General features: G+C 49.0%; 13 protein-coding genes and 1 pseudogene. 4 read left to right on the forward strand and 10 right to left on the reverse strand.

Features of this window, described 5'->3' with window-relative positions; translation table 11 throughout:
• Positions 1–388: pseudogene (locus WCN91_RS13895) on the forward strand (IS30 family transposase); the annotation flags it as partial.
• A 109-nt stretch (positions 389–497) separates the two neighbouring features.
• On the opposite strand, the gene secF reads toward WCN91_RS13895, so the two are convergent.
• The 5 genes from secF to queA all read right to left on the reverse strand — a co-directional run bounded on the left by secF (position 498) and on the right by queA (position 6,462).
• The gene (gene secF, locus WCN91_RS13900; RefSeq protein WP_342679979.1) at positions 498–1,442 is read right to left on the reverse strand and encodes a protein translocase subunit SecF; all 945 of its coding nucleotides are present in this window, start codon (positions 1,440–1,442) and stop codon (positions 498–500) included.
• 12 nt (positions 1,443–1,454) lie between these two features.
• A complete protein-coding gene (gene secD / locus WCN91_RS13905) occupies positions 1,455–3,314 on the reverse strand; it encodes a protein translocase subunit SecD (protein WP_342679980.1) in 1,860 nt (619 codons plus the stop codon).
• Between the two features lie 13 nt (positions 3,315–3,327).
• Complete coding sequence (yajC, locus tag WCN91_RS13910) at positions 3,328–3,666, reverse strand: preprotein translocase subunit YajC (RefSeq protein ID WP_342679981.1); 339 nt, start codon at positions 3,664–3,666, stop codon at positions 3,328–3,330.
• A gap of 79 nt (positions 3,667–3,745) precedes the next feature.
• Entirely contained in the window at positions 3,746–4,870 is a 1,125-nt protein-coding gene (gene tgt, locus WCN91_RS13915) for a tRNA guanosine(34) transglycosylase Tgt (RefSeq protein WP_105214796.1), read from the reverse strand.
• Positions 4,871–5,418: 548 nt separating this feature from the next.
• Positions 5,419–6,462, reverse strand: a complete 1,044-nt coding sequence (gene queA / locus WCN91_RS13920) for a tRNA preQ1(34) S-adenosylmethionine ribosyltransferase-isomerase QueA (protein ID WP_342679982.1) — start codon at positions 6,460–6,462, stop codon at positions 5,419–5,421.
• Positions 6,463–6,602: 140 nt separating this feature from the next.
• On the opposite strand from queA, the gene WCN91_RS13925 reads away from it, so the two are divergent.
• The gene (locus WCN91_RS13925; RefSeq protein ID WP_342679983.1) at positions 6,603–9,104 is read left to right on the forward strand and encodes a two-component system response regulator; all 2,502 of its coding nucleotides are present in this window, start codon (positions 6,603–6,605) and stop codon (positions 9,102–9,104) included.
• Between the two features lie 289 nt (positions 9,105–9,393).
• Positions 9,394–9,597, forward strand: a complete 204-nt coding sequence (locus tag WCN91_RS13930; protein WP_342679984.1) for a hypothetical protein — start codon at positions 9,394–9,396, stop codon at positions 9,595–9,597.
• Between the two features lie 107 nt (positions 9,598–9,704).
• Here the strand turns inward: WCN91_RS13930 and WCN91_RS13935 are convergent, their stop codons facing one another.
• From WCN91_RS13935 to secA, 3 genes are all read right to left on the reverse strand, one after another.
• Positions 9,705–11,792, reverse strand: coding sequence for a M13 family metallopeptidase (locus tag WCN91_RS13935; protein WP_342679985.1), 2,088 nt, complete (start codon positions 11,790–11,792; stop codon positions 9,705–9,707).
• Between the two features lie 94 nt (positions 11,793–11,886).
• On the reverse strand, positions 11,887–12,276 hold the full coding sequence (gene mutT, locus WCN91_RS13940) for an 8-oxo-dGTP diphosphatase MutT (protein WP_342679986.1): 390 nt from the start codon (positions 12,274–12,276) through the stop codon (positions 11,887–11,889).
• A gap of 56 nt (positions 12,277–12,332) precedes the next feature.
• Positions 12,333–15,035, reverse strand: a complete 2,703-nt coding sequence (secA, locus tag WCN91_RS13945; RefSeq protein ID WP_342679987.1) for a preprotein translocase subunit SecA — start codon at positions 15,033–15,035, stop codon at positions 12,333–12,335.
• A 435-nt stretch (positions 15,036–15,470) separates the two neighbouring features.
• On the opposite strand from secA, the gene WCN91_RS13950 reads away from it, so the two are divergent.
• The gene (locus WCN91_RS13950; protein WP_342679988.1) at positions 15,471–15,977 is read left to right on the forward strand and encodes a DciA family protein; all 507 of its coding nucleotides are present in this window, start codon (positions 15,471–15,473) and stop codon (positions 15,975–15,977) included.
• A 210-nt stretch (positions 15,978–16,187) separates the two neighbouring features.
• Here WCN91_RS13950 and lpxC read toward each other — a convergent pair whose 3' ends face one another.
• Together lpxC and ftsZ are read right to left on the reverse strand one after the other, a co-directional pair.
• Entirely contained in the window at positions 16,188–17,099 is a 912-nt protein-coding gene (lpxC, locus tag WCN91_RS13955) for a UDP-3-O-acyl-N-acetylglucosamine deacetylase (RefSeq protein ID WP_342679989.1), read from the reverse strand.
• 86 nt (positions 17,100–17,185) lie between these two features.
• On the reverse strand, positions 17,186–18,451 hold the full coding sequence (ftsZ, locus tag WCN91_RS13960) for a cell division protein FtsZ (protein WP_342679990.1): 1,266 nt from the start codon (positions 18,449–18,451) through the stop codon (positions 17,186–17,188).
• Between the last annotated feature and the right edge of the window lie 19 nt (positions 18,452–18,470).

Genomic DNA, 18,470 nt, shown 5'->3' on the forward strand with positions numbered 1-18,470 from the left:
CCATAGTCAGCCTGGTTGAGCGCAAAAGTAAGCTGTATCTGATACGTAAAGTACCAGCAAAGTGCGCGGCTGATGTGAGCCGAGCTATGGTCGGCATGCTGTGGCGTTATCGCCGTCACGTTCATACCATAACTGTGACCACGAACAGGTTGCAAAGAAACTGAAAACGGATATCTATTTCGCTAATCCATACTCTTCATGGGAACGTGGATTAAATGAAAACTTTAACGGCTTGCTGCGCCAATACATACGCAAAGGCACTGACTTACGCACGGTAACAGACAAGCAAATTGCAGAGATTGAACGCGCGTTAAATGCCAGACCGAGAAAATGTCTGGGGTATAAACAGCCAGCAGTCGTATTCGAAGAATTACGTAAGGCGGCTTAATTTAGCGAGTGGTGCACTTCGGAGTTGAATTCGCGTCGGCCTACAGGCGAAAAAAATGCCGTTGGGAAGCGGCATTTTCTATATCACAGTACAATCGCAAAAAAGACGATTAAGGCATGGCGTCTAGGTCCGCACCTTCTTTTTCTACTTCTACCGGGATCAAATCTTCTTTGCTTACGCCAAGCAGCACGGCAACCGAGCTGGCAACGTACACTGAAGAGTAAGTACCGATGAACACACCAAATAGTAAGGCCGTGGCAAAACCGTGAATGGTCTGTCCGCCCCATACAAACAGAGCAACCAATACCAGGATAGTGGTGATTGAGGTTACCAAGGTACGGTTCAGAGTCTGCGTTAGTGAAATATCGATGATCTCCAAGGTGTCATCGGTACGCACTTTACGGAAGTTCTCACGAATACGGTCTGATACAACTATGGTATCGTTGAGTGAGTAACCTATTACCGCCAAGATTGCCGCTAATATGGTTAAGTCAAACTCAAGACCAAGTAATGAGAACAAGCCCATGGTTAACACCACATCGTGGAAAAGCGCGAATACCGCACCCAGTGCGAAGCGCCACTCAAAGCGCATCGCCACATAAAGCAGAATACAGATAAGCGCCGTTAACATAGCCAAACCGCCCTGCTCTTTAAGGTCTTCCCCCACGCTCGGGCCAACAAACTCGATACGACGCATCTGCGCATCGGCATCCACTTGTTTCATTGCCGTCATCACCTGGTTACCAATAACCTCGGCCTTTACGCCTTCACCCTGAGGTGGCAAGCGTACCAGCACGTCTTTACTGGAGCCAAATAGCTGTACCGAGGCATCGGCAAAGCCATTTTCGGCGAGTACCTTACGCACATTGCTTAGTTCGGCCGGTTGTGAAAAACCTACCTCAACGGCGGTACCGCCGGTGAAGTCCAAACCAAAGTTAAGGCCTTTAACGAAAAGCGACGCTAAAGAAGCAAGGATCAGCAAGATGGAGAAGCCCATTGCCAATTTGCGTGCTTTCATAAATGGCAAGGTGCCCTTTACTTTTAATAATTGCATGCTTAGTTGCTCCTATATCGACAGCTTTTCAATGCGTTTGCCGCCAACGATCAGGTTGATCACTGCACGGGTACCGACAATGGCTGTAAACATTGATGTCAAAATACCAATGGCTAGCGTTACCGCGAAACCGGCAATCGGGCCTGTACCCACTGCAAACAGAATAACCGCGGCAATCAGGGTGGTGATATTGGCATCAAAAATGGTGCTAAAGGCGCTGTCGTAACCGAAGTGAATCGCCTGTTGCGGGCTGCGGCCATCGGCCAGCTCTTCACGGATACGCTCGAAAATAAGTACGTTGGCATCAACCGCCATACCTACTGTTAGTACAATACCGGCAATACCTGGTAACGTCAGGGCTGCGCCAGGGATCATCGACATAACACCGACAATCATAATCAAGTTAGCAGCAAGCGCCAGGTTGGCAACCATGCCGAACCCCTTGTAGTACAGCAACATAAAGGCAAGCACAAAGGCAAAACCAAGGACAACTGCTGTCATACCCGCTTCGATGTTTTCCTGACCCAGGCTTGGACCTACGGTACGCTCTTCAACGATTTGAATCGGTGCAACCAGGGCACCAGCGCGCAGTAGCAAGCTTAGGTTATGAGCTTCGGCCGGGCTATCAAGACCGGTAATACGGAAGCTGCGGTTTAAACGCGCTTGAATGGTAGCCACGTTGATAACCTCTTCCACCTTGATCGGAGGCAGGGCTTTACCATTGGCATCCACTTCACCGGATGGCTTGTACTCGATAAATACCGTGGCCATAGGTTTACCAATAGCACGCTTGGTAAAGGCATCCATCTTGGCGCCGCCTTTAGAATCAAGGGAGATATTTACCTGCGGACGCTGGTATTCATCCAGGCTCGATTGTGCACCGGTAATATGACTACCTTCTAAGATCACGCGCTTTTTAAGCACTACGGGACGACCGGTACGATCCATGATGATCTCTGTGCCCGGTGGCACACGACCTTGCATGGCCAGGCCCGGATCGGCATCTTGATCCACTTCACGGAACTCTAGGGTAGCCGTAGCACCTAGGATTTCTTTAGCACGCGCCGTGTCTTGTACGCCCGGAAGCTGAACAATAATGCGCTCAGCACCTTGGCGCTGTACATTTGGCTCGGCTACACCAATTTGGTTAATACGGTTCCGAATAATGGTTTCGTTTTGCTTGATAGCGTAGTCGCGCAGCTCTTTGATGCGCTGCTCGCTCATGCTTACCACAAAACCATTGTCGTTATTGCTGTCGTCGCTAAACACATAGCCCTGATAACGACCCTGCAGGAATTTCTCCGCCGCGCCTTTATCTTCTTCGTTGCGCATCACTACCTGCACAGAATCACTGCCGGCAACACGACGAATGGTACGATAACGTAACTTTTCTTCACGTAAATCCGAGCGGAAGTCCTGCTCCATCTGGTTAAGTGCATTGTCCATAGCGGTCACCATGTCTACTTCCATGGTGAAATGCACACCACCACTTAAGTCAAGACCCAGCTTCATTGGATTACCGCCGATCGACTTCAACCACTCGGGTTGCGCCGGGGCCATATTAATGGCTGAGATGTAGTCTTCACTTAAATTGTCGCGCAAGATGTCCTGAGCTTTTAGTTGTTCTTCTACGTTCTTAAAGCGAACCAGGATCTGCCCGTCTTCGAGCTTGCTCGATTTGGATTCAATTTTATTTTTACTAAGGATGGTATTTACCGTATCCAGTGCACTTAAGTCTGCGTCGGCACCTTTGGCGCCCGTTACCTGAATGGCAGGGTCGCGACCATAGATGTTAGGGGTGGCATATAGCACCCCTACCGCAAGCACTAAAAGCACGAGTAAATACTTCCATAAAGGATACTTATTTAACACGTATCTTTCCTTTTTATAGTGACTTCATGGTGCCTTTAGGTAGCACTGCAGAAATTGAGGCTTTCTGTACAGTCACTTCAGCTTGGTCGTTTAAAGCGATAGTTACGAAGTCTTTGTCTTCGGTTACCTTAGTGATTTTACCCACTAGACCACCTTGAGTAAGGACTTCATCACCCTTGGCCAGGGCGCCCATCAGGCTCTTGTGCTCTTTTACACGCTTGGCCTGTGGACGGTAGATTAGGAAATAAAATACCAAGCCGAAAATGGCCAGCATGATTAGCATTTCATAACCGCCACCAGCAGGTGCGGCACCAGCTGTGCTGGCATGAGCGTTTGCAATAAATAAACTCATCAGGTGTTCCCCTTCAGTATGTAACTATTAATTTTAATGTCTTAATTTACACGCAAGCCCGCACAAGGCGGGCCAGCAGTTATTCAGTTTCAGCGAGTTCAGGAACCGGCAGATTACGGCGAGCATAAAAGTCAGCTACGAATGCGTCAAGCTCTCCCGCGGCAATGGCTTCACGCAGCCCTTCCATAAGGCGTTGGTAATAACGCAGGTTATGGATGGTGTTAAGGCGCGCACCTAAGATCTCATTACACTTATCCAAATGATGCAGATATGCGCGTGAGAAGTTAGTACAGGTATGACAATCACATTCGCTATCAAGCGGCGCTGTATCGGTTTTATGCACGGCGTTGCGAATTTTCACCACACCATCTGTGATAAACAGGTGGCCATTACGGGCATTACGGGTTGGCATAACGCAGTCGAACATATCTATACCACGGCGTACCGCTTCGACGATGTCTTCTGGTTTTCCCACACCCATAAGGTAGCGAGGCTTTTGCTCCGGCATCTTGTAGGCGCAGTGATCCAGGATATTGATCATGTCTTCTTTTGGTTCACCTACAGACAGGCCACCTAGGGCATAACCGTCGAAGCCAATTTCTTCCAAACCTGCTTGCGATTGTGCGCGCAGCTCTGGATACATGCCGCCCTGGATAATACCGAATAAGGCCGACGGATTGTCGCCATGACCTTCTTTAGAACGTTTTGCCCAGCGCAGCGACAGCTCCATAGAATCTTTTGCCTGCTTTTCGGTTGCAGGATACGGCGTACATTCATCGAAGATCATCACAATATCTGAACCTAGATCGCGCTGCACTTGCATCGCTTTTTCTGGGCTTAGCATGATTTTTTCGCCGTTCACCGGTGAGCTAAACAACACACCCTCTTCGGAGATTTTACGCATGGCACCCAGGCTAAATACCTGGAAGCCGCCTGAGTCGGTCAGAATTGGCTTATCCCAACCCATAAAGTCGTGCAGATCACCGTGCTGTTTGATGATCTCAGTGCCCGGGCGCAACATCAGGTGGAAAGTATTGCCCAGACAAATATGCGCTCCCGTGCCTTTTAGCTCTTCAGGAGTCATGCCCTTAACCGTGCCGTAAGTACCCACGGGCATAAATGCTGGTGTTTCAACTACACCACGGTCAAAAATCAAGCGGCCTCGACGGGCTTTGCCATCGGTTGTATCTAATTCAAATTTCATAGGAACCTCAATCGGTCGGAAAAACAGTCCAACTCTACTTATACCAATTCACTTAAATAGCTAATCATTCTAGCGGGCTAAATATCATGCTAACTGTGTTGGAGTGTTTCTATGTAGAATAACAACATAAGAAAAATTCCACCTTGTTATCATATCATTTATCCAGCGCTATCTCTGATCACATACTTAACAGAATTGGTATTAACTGTTGCGAACTTAGACGCAATTTAACCGTCCGATTCTACCTTTTTTGGCACGGCAATACTATGAATTGGGGCAAATCGAAAAAATAAAAGGGGGCGACGAGTGAACGACGATTAAGTATCGTCGCAGCACGAGAAGGTGGAGGCATGGATGCCGACAGGAACCCGCCTTCATGGATGAATTATTAGCACCCAAGCTAATTCGTTCCCATTTGGGTTCCATCATCTCCACAACAAGAGCTTAATTTTTAGGTCGCCGCTTCGCGTTTTTTAGGTCGGCCTTTAGGCCGACATGGTGGAAGTTGTGCATATTTGTCGGGATAAAATCCCGACCTACAACCCGGCCTACAGCTGACTTGTTTGCTTGGTTAAGAACATGGCATCGCCATAACTAAAGAAGCGATAACGCTCTTTAATGGCCTCGTGGTAGGCATCCATAATATGCGTTTGCCCCGAGAAGGCGCTGACCAGCATGATCAGAGTAGACTCGGGTAAGTGGAAGTTGGTGATCATGGCATCGACCACATTAAATTTATAGCCGGGGAAGATAAAAATATCTGTGTCGCCAAAGTAGCTTTTAAGCTCGCCGCCACCGATTTTCGCCGCCGACTCTAAAGAACGCACCGAGGTTGTGCCCACGGCGATAACTCGACCACCACGCGCCTTGGTAGCCTGCACTGCAGCCACCACTTCTTCTGGTACTTCAATGTATTCCGAGTGCATATGGTGATCGCTAACGCTCTCTACACGCACCGGCTGAAAGGTGCCAGCTCCCACATGCAGGGTAACAAAGGCCATCTCGACATTTTTGTCTTTGAGCTGCTGCATCAGGGCTTCATCAAAGTGCAAGCCAGCGGTCGGCGCCGCCACGGCACCGGGTTTTTCACCGTAAACGGTCTGATAGCGCTGTTTATCTTCGTCGTTATCCGGACGGTCGATATAAGGCGGCAAAGGCATATGACCAATTTGCTCCAGGGTCTCCAGCACTGAACCCTCATCTTTTAATTCCAGTTCGAATAACTCGCCCTGACGGCCAAGCATTTCCATTTCTGCTTTGCCTTCAAGAAGTAGCATGGTGCCAGGCTTAGGTGACTTGCTTGAGCGCACATGGGCCAGCACTCGCTTGTCATCCAATACCCGCTCAACCAGCACTTCCACCTTACCGCCGGAAGCCTTATTGCCGTGCATACGCGCCGGGATCACCTTGGTATTGTTAAAAACTAACAGATCGCCGGGCTCAATAAAGTCGATAATGTCTTTGAAAATATGATGAGAGGTCGCCCCACTGTTACCATCCACTTTAAGCAAACGGCTTTGGCTGCGCTCCTTTTGGGGAAAACGGGCAATTAACTCTTCGGGTAAATCAAAACTAAAATCGGCCACACGCATGCTGGGCTCTCCAAGGTGCTGAAAATCGCGCCAAGTCTAGTGATTCGCCAACCCGAAATCAAGCGCACTAACTTGTCTGCGCTTTTGATTCACTATAACCTACAGCTATTACATAAATTTAAGTCACTTAGGTAGTATCCATGGCAACGCCACTGAGTTTAATGATCATCAATGCCAATGCGGCCGAACGCGAGGTGCTTAAGCGCACCTTAGGGCGCTTGGATGTCTTTGAGGTGATAGAACAAAGTGATTCGCAGCAAGCCCTGCAACTGCTGAAAGAGCGCTCCGTCAGCCTGGTGATCACCGGCTTGAATGTGGGTAAAATCGATGGTTGGCGCTTTTCTCGCATGGTGCGCTCGGGGTTGTTAAAAACACCTAAACATACTCCCATAGTGCTAACTCCGCCTTTTTACTGCGAACGGATCGCAGAAACCACGGCGCGCAGCTATGGCATAGATGCGGTGGTGCCCATAGAGCGTCAGGATCTACTGCCGCAGGCTCTAGCCAAGGCGCTCTCAACACAACTGGAAAAATCGAGCCGCTTAAAACTTTTGCTACTGGAACCCGAGCCTTTCAAAGCCCAGCAAATGAGCGATGCTTTAGCACTTAACTTTGCCGTGCAGGTGTGTACCGATGCCACCCATACTCTCAACACTTACCTACAGGGAAACTATGCCATAGTGCTGCTTGATGCCTCTATTGCCAACGCCGCCTGTGCCAACACCCTGGTGCAGAACATTCTCGCCCATAATCCCAGTCAGGCCATAGTGACCATTATCGATAGCCAAGATGCAAATTATGCCGAGCAATTGCTTTTAAGTGGCGTGACCGACTTTATCCGGCGCCCCTACGATAACGCTTTATTAACTAAGGTCTGCGATCACGCCGCTCGCCGCGAGGACTTTATCGCCAGCTATGGCGAGTTTGAGAAGAAGGTGGCACAGCTGAGTCAAAGTCAGCAAAAATACAAAGAGCTATACTCGGCACACCAGCGCATTTTAATGCATCTCAATACCGTGGTGATGGAGCTCGACGAACAAGGGCGCATCAGCTTTCTAAACCCGGCCTGGGAAACCAATACCGGCTTTGGCCTCAAGCAGAGCATTAGCACGCGCTTAGAAGATTATTGCAGTGAGGCCCACAAACCCAGACTCAATACCGCCCTAGACAGCATTTTTAAGGCGCAAGCAAAGCGGCGTAAAATTGAGCTGCAGCTGCAAGCCAATAATGGCCAGCTTATTTGGTTTGAGTGTCGTTTTCAGCATGTCAGCGATCATAGTCATGGCACTGCGATCACCGCCTCTATCGACAATATTGAAGAGCGCAAACAGGCGGAGCTCAAGCTGCAACACCTGGCTCTTCACGACACCCTGACCGGGCTGCATAATCGTTATTATTTCGACCTGCAGCTTAGTGCCTTGTGCCAGGCCACCATAGGTGACGACCTTCATGCCTTGATCTATATCGACCTTGACCACTTTAAGATCATCAACGACAGCAAGGGCCACCAAGAAGGCGACACAGTGCTAAAGGAAGTGGCCGAGCTGTTCTTACAGCATATAGAAGAGCAGTACCTGATGTTCCGTATCGGCGGCGATGAGTTTGCCATCATATTACCCAACACCCCTTTGCTCGATGCTCATATGGTCGCCGAAAGCATCTGTGTCGCCATTGATGGTCATGAATTTCAATGCCAAGAACAGATTTACTCCATCAGTTGCTCCATTGGCGTGACCCAGATCTCGGCGCAAAACAATGACGCCAATGAATGTTTAAAACAGGCCGATATCGCCCTGTATATTGCCAAGAGTCAGGGTCGCAACCTGGTACATTGCTACGATGCCAGCGATTCGCACAGTAATGCCATGCAATCTGGACTGGAATGGGTTCACAGCGTACGCTCAGCGCTACAACAAGACAGTATCGAGCTGCACTATCAGCCGGTATGGGATATCAAGCGCTCACGCATCGCCTATTATGAGGTTTTGCTGCGCCTGCGTATTGACGGTGAGCTTGTCTACCCCAATCACTTTATTCCCGCCTTGGAAATGCTTAACGACAGCTACTTGATGGACCAATGCGTGGTGCGTTCGGCCATTCGCGATCTAAGCGAACACCCAGAAATTCAACGTGTTGCCATCAACCTTTCGGCGCAATCCCTGCTGGACGATCGCCTGCTTCCGCATATTAAAACCATGCTCAGCGACCATGGTGTTGACCCTAAACGGGTGATTTTTGAAATTACCGAAAGCGCCAGTGTTGGCAACCTGGAGGCTACGCGCGAGATGATCCTTGCCCTGAACGCCCTAGGCTGTGACTTCTCCATCGACGACTTCGGTACTGGCTTTAGCACCTTCGACTACCTTAAACGCCTGCCGGCCCAGCATGTTAAAATCGACGGCTCTTTCGTCCGCGATATGCAGCGCGACCCCATAGATTACGCCCTAGTTAAGGCTATTAATGATATCGCGGCTTCCCTGGATAAAGGCTCGGTGGCCGAATATGTGGAGAACAAGGAGATCTACCGAATGCTCAAAGAGATAGGTGTAGATTATGCTCAGGGTTACTTTATTGCCAAACCGGCACCGCTTCATGCCTTAGAAAACAATCAAAAAATAATTGCTGCAAAAACATCAGACTAACCTCAAGCTGGTTGTTTTTAAGCCAACAAGCCTGTTGCTATGCAGCTGCTTGTCTATACTGAGTAGTTCATGGTCTGTCTGAACCCCTCTGTGCATTTGCCGAGAGTAAAGGCTAAGACGGCCAATACCAAATAATATAAATGCGCTACCCGTGCCAATTAAAACGGCACAACAACAAAACTAATAATGGCCCAACAATGGAATGTGGCAAACCAGGTTACTGGTTCAGGAACTCCGCGTCGCCGCCTGTATTCAGGGGTGTGGAAGACTACAAATAAAGGAAATCGGCATGCTTTTTTTAGTTACTCTACTTTTGTGCGTCAACTTCTTTATAGCCGGGCAATGCTATGTGCATGCCAAACGTAAAGGCTATCCGGTTAAACTCTTTTTGGCCCTGGGTCTGGTGCCCTACTTTAACTTGCTGGTATGGGTATATCTGCTGTTTCTCCCAGCGTTGGAAAAACATCAATTTAGCTCAAAAACAACCCTGTAGATGGTGGCAAACAGGCGTTCTACAAATAACAAAGGCGCCGCCCTGTTATCCTTGCCTTTATTTGGCGAGGATAACAAGACTGGCGCCTTGGCAGTAATTAGCCGAACTTACCAGATCTTAACGCGATCTTCCGGCTTAATGTACATTTCGTCGCTTTCTTTCACGTCGAATGCCTTATAGAACTCAGGCATATTTGGTAGCACACCGATAACACGGTAGTGACTTGGCGAGTGCGAGTCCGTCATCAGGCGGTTGCGCAGCTCTTCATCACGGTACTTACGACGCCAGATCTGCGCCCAACCCATAAAGAAGCGTTGATCGCCGGTGTAACCATCAAGTACCGGTGCATCTGCGCCACCCAGTGATAACTGATAGGCTTTATAGGCTACGGTTAGGCCGCCTAGGTCACCTATGTTTTCGCCCAGCGTCAGCTGGCCGTTCACGTTCGCGTCTTCAAACGGTGCATATTCGTTGTATTGCGATACCAGTTGCTGGCCACGCTCCTGGAACTGTGACAAGTCTTGCTCGCTCCACCAGTTACGCAGGTTGCCATCACCATCGTATTTCGAACCCTGATCGTCGAAGCCATGACCTAGCTCGTGACCAATTACCGCACCTATGGCGCCGTAGTTCACCGCGTCATCCGCTTCCAGGTTAAAGAATGGCGGTTGTAGGATAGCCGCAGGGAACACGATTTCGTTGTTCACCGGGTTGTAGTAAGCATTCACCGTTTGCGGCGTCATAAACCACTCGCTGCGATCCACCGGCTTGCCCAGCTTGTTACGCATATCATCGTATGCCCACTCACTGTAACGAATAAAGTTACCTGCCAAGTCGTCCGCTTTAATCTCTAGCGCCGAGTAGTCTTTCCACTTGTCTGGGTAACCAATCTTAGGCGTGAACTTGTTCAGCTTCTCTTTGGCCGCCACTTTCGTTTCCGCACTCATCCACTCAAGACCGTCGATGGCTTGGTCGAAACCCTTGATCAGGTTGGCAACCAACTCTTCCATGCGTGCTTTTGCTTCAGGTGGGAAGTTATCTTTAACGTACACCTTGCCTAGCAACTCACCCAGTACCGAGTTGGCTGAGTCTACCGCTTTTTTCCAACGTGGTTGCTGCTCTTCAACGCCACGTAAGGTAGTGCTGTAGAAGGCAAATTTACGGTCAACAAATTCCTTGCTTAGCTCATCGGCATAGTTGCTAACAAAATGGAATGCTAGGTAATTCTGCCAAGTAGCCAGGTCGGTTTGCTCAAAGATGCCACCCAGTTTTTCAAAATAAGAAGGCTGACGTACAACCAAATCTTCAGTGTTGATTTTCGATTGCTTTAAGAACTGCGCAAAGTCGAATGTACCTGTTAGCTCGTTTGCTTCGGCAACCGTCATCTTGTTGTATGACTTGGTCGCATCGCGGCTTTCTACTCGGCTCCACTGCGCCGTTGCCAGCTCGGTTTCAAGAGCAAGAATAGCCTTTGCCGCTTGATCTGCGTTTTCAATGCCGCTTTTGGTTAGCATGTCCGTGATATAAGCCAGGTATTGCGTGCGGATGGTAGAGAACTTCTCATCATCTTTAAGGTAGTAGTCACGATCCGGTAAACCTAGGCCAGACTGAGATACATAAAGAGCGTACTGGCTTGAGTTCTTGGCATCGTTATTTACATACCAGGAAAACGGCGTGGTGCCGCCTTGAATGCGCAGATCCGCCATAAGCGATACAAGCGCTGCTTTATCAGCAACCGTAGCAATCTTATCCAGGTAAGGCTTAAGCGGTGCGATGCCCTTTTCTTCCAAGGCCTCGGTATTCATATAGCTGCTGTAGAAGGCGCCCAGCTTTTGCTCATCGCTGCCCGCTGCCGCCTTGGTATTTTTAGCCGCCGCTTCGATCACTTCTTTTAATGCCGCCTGCGACTGATCGTATAGGGCGGTGAAAGAGCCATAGTTAGACTTGTCGCCCGGAATTTCAGTGCGCTCTAACCATTTACCATTGATGTGGTAGTAAAAATCATCTTGTGCACGCACGGCGGTGTCGATGTTTTCTAAATCAATACCCGAGGTTAGTTGTTGCACTTGTTTTGTTTGTTCTGTGGCAACGCTTTGTGCTTGAGTTTCGGTCTTCGCACTTTGTGCTTGCTCACTACAACCGGTAAGTCCTAATGCCAGCGCCGTAGCTGCCGCTGCTAAGGTTACTTTATACATATTGTTATCCCATTAGTAATTATCAAAGAGGTGATCCCCAACTAGCCCATATTAAACCCATGCAGGCATAGCGAGAAACGCAGTTTGTAACAATTTATGAACATAGTTTTTCTAAGATGGCCTGGTTCGCTTTAGGGAAGGCATAAAGGTGTAAATCGCTAATTGCCACCCACCGCCCTTGCTGGCCTTCGGCACCATGAGGCTCACCACTGAAGTCGCTGACCTTATGGATATCCAGGCGCACCTGCTTATCGCCATAGTCATGCTCAATCAGCATAAAGGAGTCACTGCTGTGTACCTCAATGGCGACTTCTTCCAACAGCTCTCTGGCCAAGGCCGCCGTGGTGGTTTCGTCTGCTTCAATTTTACCGCCGGGAAACTCCCATAAGCCGCCCTGATGTTTATCGTCCGGGCGTTTACATATGTAGGTTTGCTCGCCGCGAAGAATAATACCTACGGCAACATTGACCACTTTCTGACTCATTAACTGCTCCATAAAAAAAGCGGCATAGGCCGCTTTTTAATAACTTCTTACATTGCTTAGCTTAGTTTGCCACAGCACTGCTTGTATTTCATACCCGAGCCGCATGGACAAGGCGAATTACGGCCTACCTTAGGCTCGACGTGCGCCGACATAGGCGCCGGAGCTTCACCACCCACCTGCTCGGCTTCTGCGTGTTGATACTGACGCGGTACTTCTTCAGACTTGCGATGTTGCTCTTCAACTCGTTCAACATCTTCCTCGGCACGTACTTGAACCTTGCTTAGGATGTTTACTACATCTGTTTTCAGGTTCTCTAGCATGGCTGAGAATAGCTCGAACGATTCACGCTTGTATTCTTGCTTCGGATTCTTCTGCGCATAACCACGTAAGTGGATACCCTGACGCAGGTGATCCATGGCAGCCAGGTGATCTTTCCAGTGTTGATCCAGGCTTTGCAGCATAACCGCTTTTTCGAACTGGCGAAGTACCTGAGGACCCACCATTTCTTCTTTCGCCTTATAAGCGTTAGTAGCTTCTTCAACGATGCGCTCACGCAGTTTTTCTTCAAATAGCTTGTTATCGTCGGCAAGCCATTGCTGGATAGGCAATTCAAGCAGGTAGTCCGCTTTCAAGCGATCTTCTAAGCCAGGCACGTCCCACATTTCCGCCAATGATTGCGGTGGAATGTATTGGTCGATAACGCCGTTGATCACGTCGTTACGGATAGCATCGATAGTTTCTGAGATATCACCCTCTTCCAGCAGCTCGTTACGCTGAGCGTAAACCACGCGACGCTGGTCGTTGGCCACATCATCATACTCAAGTAATTGCTTACGAATATCGAAGTTACGGGCTTCAACTTTACGCTGGGCGTTTTCAATGGCACGGTTAACCCAAGGGTGCTCAATGGCTTCGCCACGTTGCATGCCTAGTTTACGCATCATGTTAGTCATGCGCTCACCGGCGAAGATACGCATCAGGGCATCTTCCATTGACAGGTAGAAGCGGCTTGAACCGGCATCACCCTGACGACCCGAACGACCACGTAGCTGATTATCGATACGGCGAGACTCGTGACGCTCGGTACCGATAATGTGCAGACCACCGGCGGCAATAACGTCGTCATGACGCTTCTGCCATTGTTCTTTGATTTTTGCGATTTGCTCTTCGCTTGGGTTATCCAGCTTTTCGGCTTCGCTCTGCCAGTTACCGCCTAGCATGATATCGGTACCACGACCGGCCATGTTGGTGGCGATAGTCACTTTACCTGGTAGACCCGCATCGGCAACTATGTCGGCTTCCTGAGCGTGGAATTTAGCATTCAATACGTTGTGCTGAATTTTCTCTTTACGCAGGAACTGCGACAGGTATTCCGAGCTTTCAATTGAAATAGTACCCACCAACACCGGCTGACCGCGCTCTTGGCAGTCTTTAATGTCGGCCAAAATCGCTTCGTATTTTTCTTCCTGGGTCAGATAAACCAGGTCGGCACGATCATCACGGATCATCGGCTTGTTGGTTGGAATAACAACCGTGTCTAGGCCGTAGATAGACTGGAACTCGAACGCTTCTGTGTCCGCCGTACCCGTCATACCAGCTAGCTTGTCATAAATACGGAAGTAGTTCTGGAAGGTGATTGATGCCAGAGTTTGGTTTTCGTTCTGGATCTTCACGCCTTCTTTGGCTTCTACCGCCTGGTGCAGACCTTCAGACCAACGACGGCCTTCCATGGTACGACCCGTGTGTTCATCAACAATGATGACTTCATTGTCTTTAACCACGTAATCTACGTCTTTTTGATACAGCATGTGAGCGCGCAATGCGGCGTACACATGGCTTAGCAGAGTAATATTACCCGCTGAATACAGAGAGTCACCCTCTTCAATCAAACCGCGCTCGGTAAGTAGCTCTTCAACTTTAACCTGGCCGCGCTCGGTCAGGTGAACCTGCTTGCCTTTTTCGTCGATAGTGTAATCACCGTCGCCTTCAACGCCTTCTTCATCTTCTTTTTCCTGCTGTACCAGCTCAGGCACTATCAGGTTGATTTGCGTGTAAAGCTCAGATGAATCTTCCGCAGGACCAGATATAATCAGCGGCGTACGGGCTTCATCGATAAGGATGGAGTCAACCTCATCCACTACCGCAAAGTTAAGTGGACGCTGCACACGCTCGTCGATGCTGAACGCCATATTGTCGCGCAGGTAGTCAAAGCCGAATTCGTTGTTGGTACCATAGGTGATGTCGGCCGCGTAGGCGTCTTTTTTCTGCATTGGCATCATGCCAGGCACGTTACAACCAACGGTTAAACCCAGGAATTCAAATAGCGGACGGTTGGTTTCAGCGTCACGCTTGGCCAGGTAGTCGTTCACGGTAATTACGTGTACGCCCTTGCCCGATAAGCCATTAAGGTAAGCTGGCAGGGTTGCGGTCAGGGTTTTACCTTCACCGGTACGCATCTCGGCGATACGGCCTTGGTGCAACACCATGCCGCCTATCATCTGCACATCGAAGTGGCGCATGCCGTACACACGCTTTGATGCTTCGCGTACTACCGCGAAGGCTTCTGGTAAGAGGTCATCTAAACTTGTGCCGTTGTCATAACGCTCACGAAATTCAGCTGTTTTTGCTTTTAGTTCTTCATCGCTGAGTGATTCTAGTTGGCCTTCTAAGGCATTGATTAGCGCGACCGTTTTACGTAAGTTTTTAATTGTGCGGTCATTGCGACTACCAAAGATTTTGGTAAATATTTTCGTGATCATGATTTAACCGTTACATTCTCATCTGCGTTAAGCGCTCTGGATCATCCCTTGGGACGCTGCCAAGTCACTTGCGAACTTCGTTTATCCCATTTATACCGCACTCAGGTTACATAAGAGCGACTAATGTGTGGAACTGTTGAGTGTGACTGCTTGAGCGGTGTACTTTTGAGCGACATCATAACAAACTCAATGAATTGCAGCACCTAATAATACCAATTCCATAAGCACTTGCGGTAACTTGCCTTTACAACAAGCTGCCGAGTAAAAACTAATGGCATTGGTATTATCGCTGGCCTATCATAACGTTCAGAGAAATCTTTGCAAACTTAGCAATATAAAGCGGGTCTAAATACAGCAGCTGTACCGCAATCAAGACTCAAGCATTGCAATATAAGTGGTGACGATTCGGTCAAATTCAAGAGGTGGATGCCGTTTATGGCTAAAGATCGCTATGCGCCAAAACAACTCACCGAGGTGCTGGGGCAATTAAACCCGAGATTCGGTTCGCGCATCGCCAACTATGGCGCCAAAACTCGGGAGTTGGCTTCGCAGCAGCAGACCCTGCACCAGGCGGTGGGGGAAAACCTGGCGAAGAAATGCCGGGTTGCCAATATCCGCGATGGCGCCCTTATTATCGAGGCTCACAGCGCCACTGTGGCCATGAAGCTAAACTATATCAAGATGGATATTCTCTCAGCCTTTCGTCAACAGGGCTTGGTGGACTTATGCCAGGTAAAAATTGTTACCTCTCCCAATGCGGCGCAGCGCGCACCTTTGGCGCAGGCACAAGCGCAAGTTAAAAAGGCCAGCCAGGAACCCAGTAACAAGCGCGCCATGAGCGAGCAAACAGCCCACAATTTAGAATTGATTGCCGAGCATGCCCCACCCTCATTGCAGCAAAAATTAATACGCTTGGCGCAACACGGCAGGCAAAAAAAATGACGCTCTAAAGCGTCATTTTTTTATTCAATAGTTTTCTATCTGCAGGCTTATACCAATTCTGTTAAGTATGTGATCAGAGATAGCGCTGGATAAATGATGTGATAACAAGGCGGAATTTTTCTTATGTAGTTATTCTACATATAAAAATTACAACACCGTTAGCACGATATTTAACCCGCTAGAATGATTAGCTATTTAAGTGAATTGGTATTAAGCCGTATGCAGTGCCAGAGCCGGAGCTGGCATGGTCACTGACTCTTCAAATGTTGCCCATTCCCATGCCGACTCGGTCGCCATGATTTTACGCAACAATTTGTTGTTCAGGTCATGACCCGACTTATAAGCGGTAAGCTTACCAAGAATGTTGTGGCCGGTCATAAACATGTCGCCCACACAGTCCAAGATCTTATGCTTAACGAACTCGTCAGCGTAGCGTAAACCGTTTGGATTTAGCACCTTAAACTCGTCAAGAACAACGGCATTGTCCATGCTGCCACCTAGAGCCAGGTTATTGGCATGCATGTACTCTATGTCTTTCATAAAGCCGAAGGTACGGGCACGACTGATCTCTTCGATAAAGTTCTGTGGCGTAATATCCAGGCCAATGCGCTGGCGACTGTCGTTAATAGCCGGGTGATCAAAGGCGATTTCGAAATCGATATGAAAACCATCATAAGGTTCGATCTCGGCCCACTTGTCACCCTCTTCTACACTTACCTTTTCTTTGATACGAATAAAACGCTTGGCTACATTCTGCTCGGCGATACCGCCTTTTTGCAGCAGATAAATGAATGGCAAGGCACTGCCATCCATAATAGGTACTTCACCGCTATCAAGTTCAACAATCAGATTGTCGATGCCTAACGCAGCTACCGCAGCAATCAAGTGCTCGGTGGTAGATAAGCGAACGCCGTCTTTATTAGTTAAACAGGTACACAATTGCGTATCGCCCACCGCTTCCGGGGTCGTTTCGAAATCCACAACCGGATCAAGGTCCACGCGACGAAATACTATCCCAGTATTCGCGCTCGCTGGTCGGAGAGTTAAGGAAACCTTCTCACCCTTGTGGAGACCAACACCCGTGGCTTTGACTACTTCTGCAATCGTACGCTGTTTGATCATAGGCTTTCGCTCACTTACTAAACTAAAATTAGACGGCGGATTATACCACACATCGCACCAGTTAACAAATTAGTTTGTTTTTCAAACTAATCTGCTTGCTTACGCAGAAATGCCGGGATATCAAAATAATCACCCGACTCTTCCTGCTTCTTAGGTGCGGCGCTGGTCTTGCTCTCTTGGCTAGGCGCTACACTTGCCTGGCTTGTAGCCGCACTGCTGCTATAGGATGGCTCATCTACCGGCTTTGACTCTTCAAAGCTGGTTTGAGTTCCTTGCGTAGCAAAGCTTGGCACAAACATAGAAGTGCTTTGTGTACTTTGCGTTCCTTGAGCGTTCACATCAGAACCAGCGGCGCGCTTAAAGCCGTTGTCTACAACACCGAACTGAGGACGACGATCACCACCTAGACCGGTTGCTACTACGGTTACGCGCAGCTCATCGCTCATTTCCATATCGATTGCGGTACCCACAACCACGGTGGCATTCTCAGAAGCCAGAGCCTTAACATGGTTACCAACAATCTCGAACTCTTCGATAGACAGGTCCATACCCGCGGTAATATTAACCAGGATACCCTTGGCACCGGTCAGATCCACGTCTTCAAGCAGTGGGCTTGAAATAGCCGCTTCCGCCGCTTCTTGCGCACGGTCAGGGCCCGATGCCGAAGCAGAACCCATCATTGCCGTACCCATGGCCGACATAACAGTACGTACGTCGGCGAAGTCGACGTTGATAAGGCCAGCGCGAGTAATTAGCTCGGCAATACCTTGTACCGCACCGTAAAGTACGTCATTGGCTTTGGCGAAGGCATCAAGCAGGGTTGTACCCTTGCCCAATACTTTCAATAATTTGTTGTTAGGAATGGTGATCAGTGAATCAACGATTTCCGACAATTCGGTAATACCCTGATCCGCTGCCGCAGCGCGCTTTTTACCTTCGAAATCGAACGGACGCGTTACTACAGCTACGGTCAAAATACCCAGCTCTTTGGCAATGCGAGCCACAACTGGCGCCGCACCTGTGCCCGTACCACCGCCCATACCGGCTGCTATAAAGACCATATCCGCACCTTGCAGGGCGTTTTTAATGGTTTCCGCATCTTCCTCGGCACTCTTCTTACCGATTTCCGGGTTGGCTCCGGCACCTAGACCTGAAGTGATCTGTGTACCTAGTTGCACCGTGACATCAGCCGATGACTTACGTAGTGCCTGCGCATCGGTATTGGCAGTGATAAATTTCACCCCTTCAATGTGCTGCTGCACCATGTGTTCTACGGCATTACCGCCGCCGCCACCAACACCTATTACCTTGATAACAGCTTCTTCGCTGTGCTCTTCCATCATATCAAACATAGTTTACTCTCCGACTTGA

This window comes from Pseudoalteromonas qingdaonensis (assembly GCF_038739665.1).
GTDB classification, from domain to species: Bacteria; Pseudomonadota; Gammaproteobacteria; order Enterobacterales; family Alteromonadaceae; genus Pseudoalteromonas; species Pseudoalteromonas qingdaonensis.

What these genes read in the sequence shown, in the direction of transcription:
- tgt (WP_105214796.1), bottom strand. Translation starts at nt 4,870, where the DNA reads ATGAAATTTGAATTAGATACAACCGATGGCAAAGCCCGTCGAGGCCGC.
- WCN91_RS13930 (WP_342679984.1), top strand. Translation starts at nt 9,394, where the DNA reads ATGCTTTTTTTAGTTACTCTACTTTTGTGCGTCAACTTCTTTATAGCC.
- mutT (WP_342679986.1), bottom strand. Translation starts at nt 12,276, where the DNA reads ATGAGTCAGAAAGTGGTCAATGTTGCCGTAGGTATTATTCTTCGCGGC.
- yajC (WP_342679981.1), bottom strand. Translation starts at nt 3,666, where the DNA reads ATGAGTTTATTTATTGCAAACGCTCATGCCAGCACAGCTGGTGCCGCA.
- WCN91_RS13925 (WP_342679983.1), top strand. Translation starts at nt 6,603, where the DNA reads ATGGCAACGCCACTGAGTTTAATGATCATCAATGCCAATGCGGCCGAA.
- secF (WP_342679979.1), bottom strand. Translation starts at nt 1,442, where the DNA reads ATGCAATTATTAAAAGTAAAGGGCACCTTGCCATTTATGAAAGCACGC.
- lpxC (WP_342679989.1), bottom strand. Translation starts at nt 17,099, where the DNA reads ATGATCAAACAGCGTACGATTGCAGAAGTAGTCAAAGCCACGGGTGTT.
- ftsZ (WP_342679990.1), bottom strand. Translation starts at nt 18,451, where the DNA reads ATGTTTGATATGATGGAAGAGCACAGCGAAGAAGCTGTTATCAAGGTA.
- WCN91_RS13935 (WP_342679985.1), bottom strand. Translation starts at nt 11,792, where the DNA reads ATGTATAAAGTAACCTTAGCAGCGGCAGCTACGGCGCTGGCATTAGGA.
- queA (WP_342679982.1), bottom strand. Translation starts at nt 6,462, where the DNA reads ATGCGTGTGGCCGATTTTAGTTTTGATTTACCCGAAGAGTTAATTGCC.
- secA (WP_342679987.1), bottom strand. Translation starts at nt 15,035, where the DNA reads ATGATCACGAAAATATTTACCAAAATCTTTGGTAGTCGCAATGACCGC.
- WCN91_RS13950 (WP_342679988.1), top strand. Translation starts at nt 15,471, where the DNA reads ATGGCTAAAGATCGCTATGCGCCAAAACAACTCACCGAGGTGCTGGGG.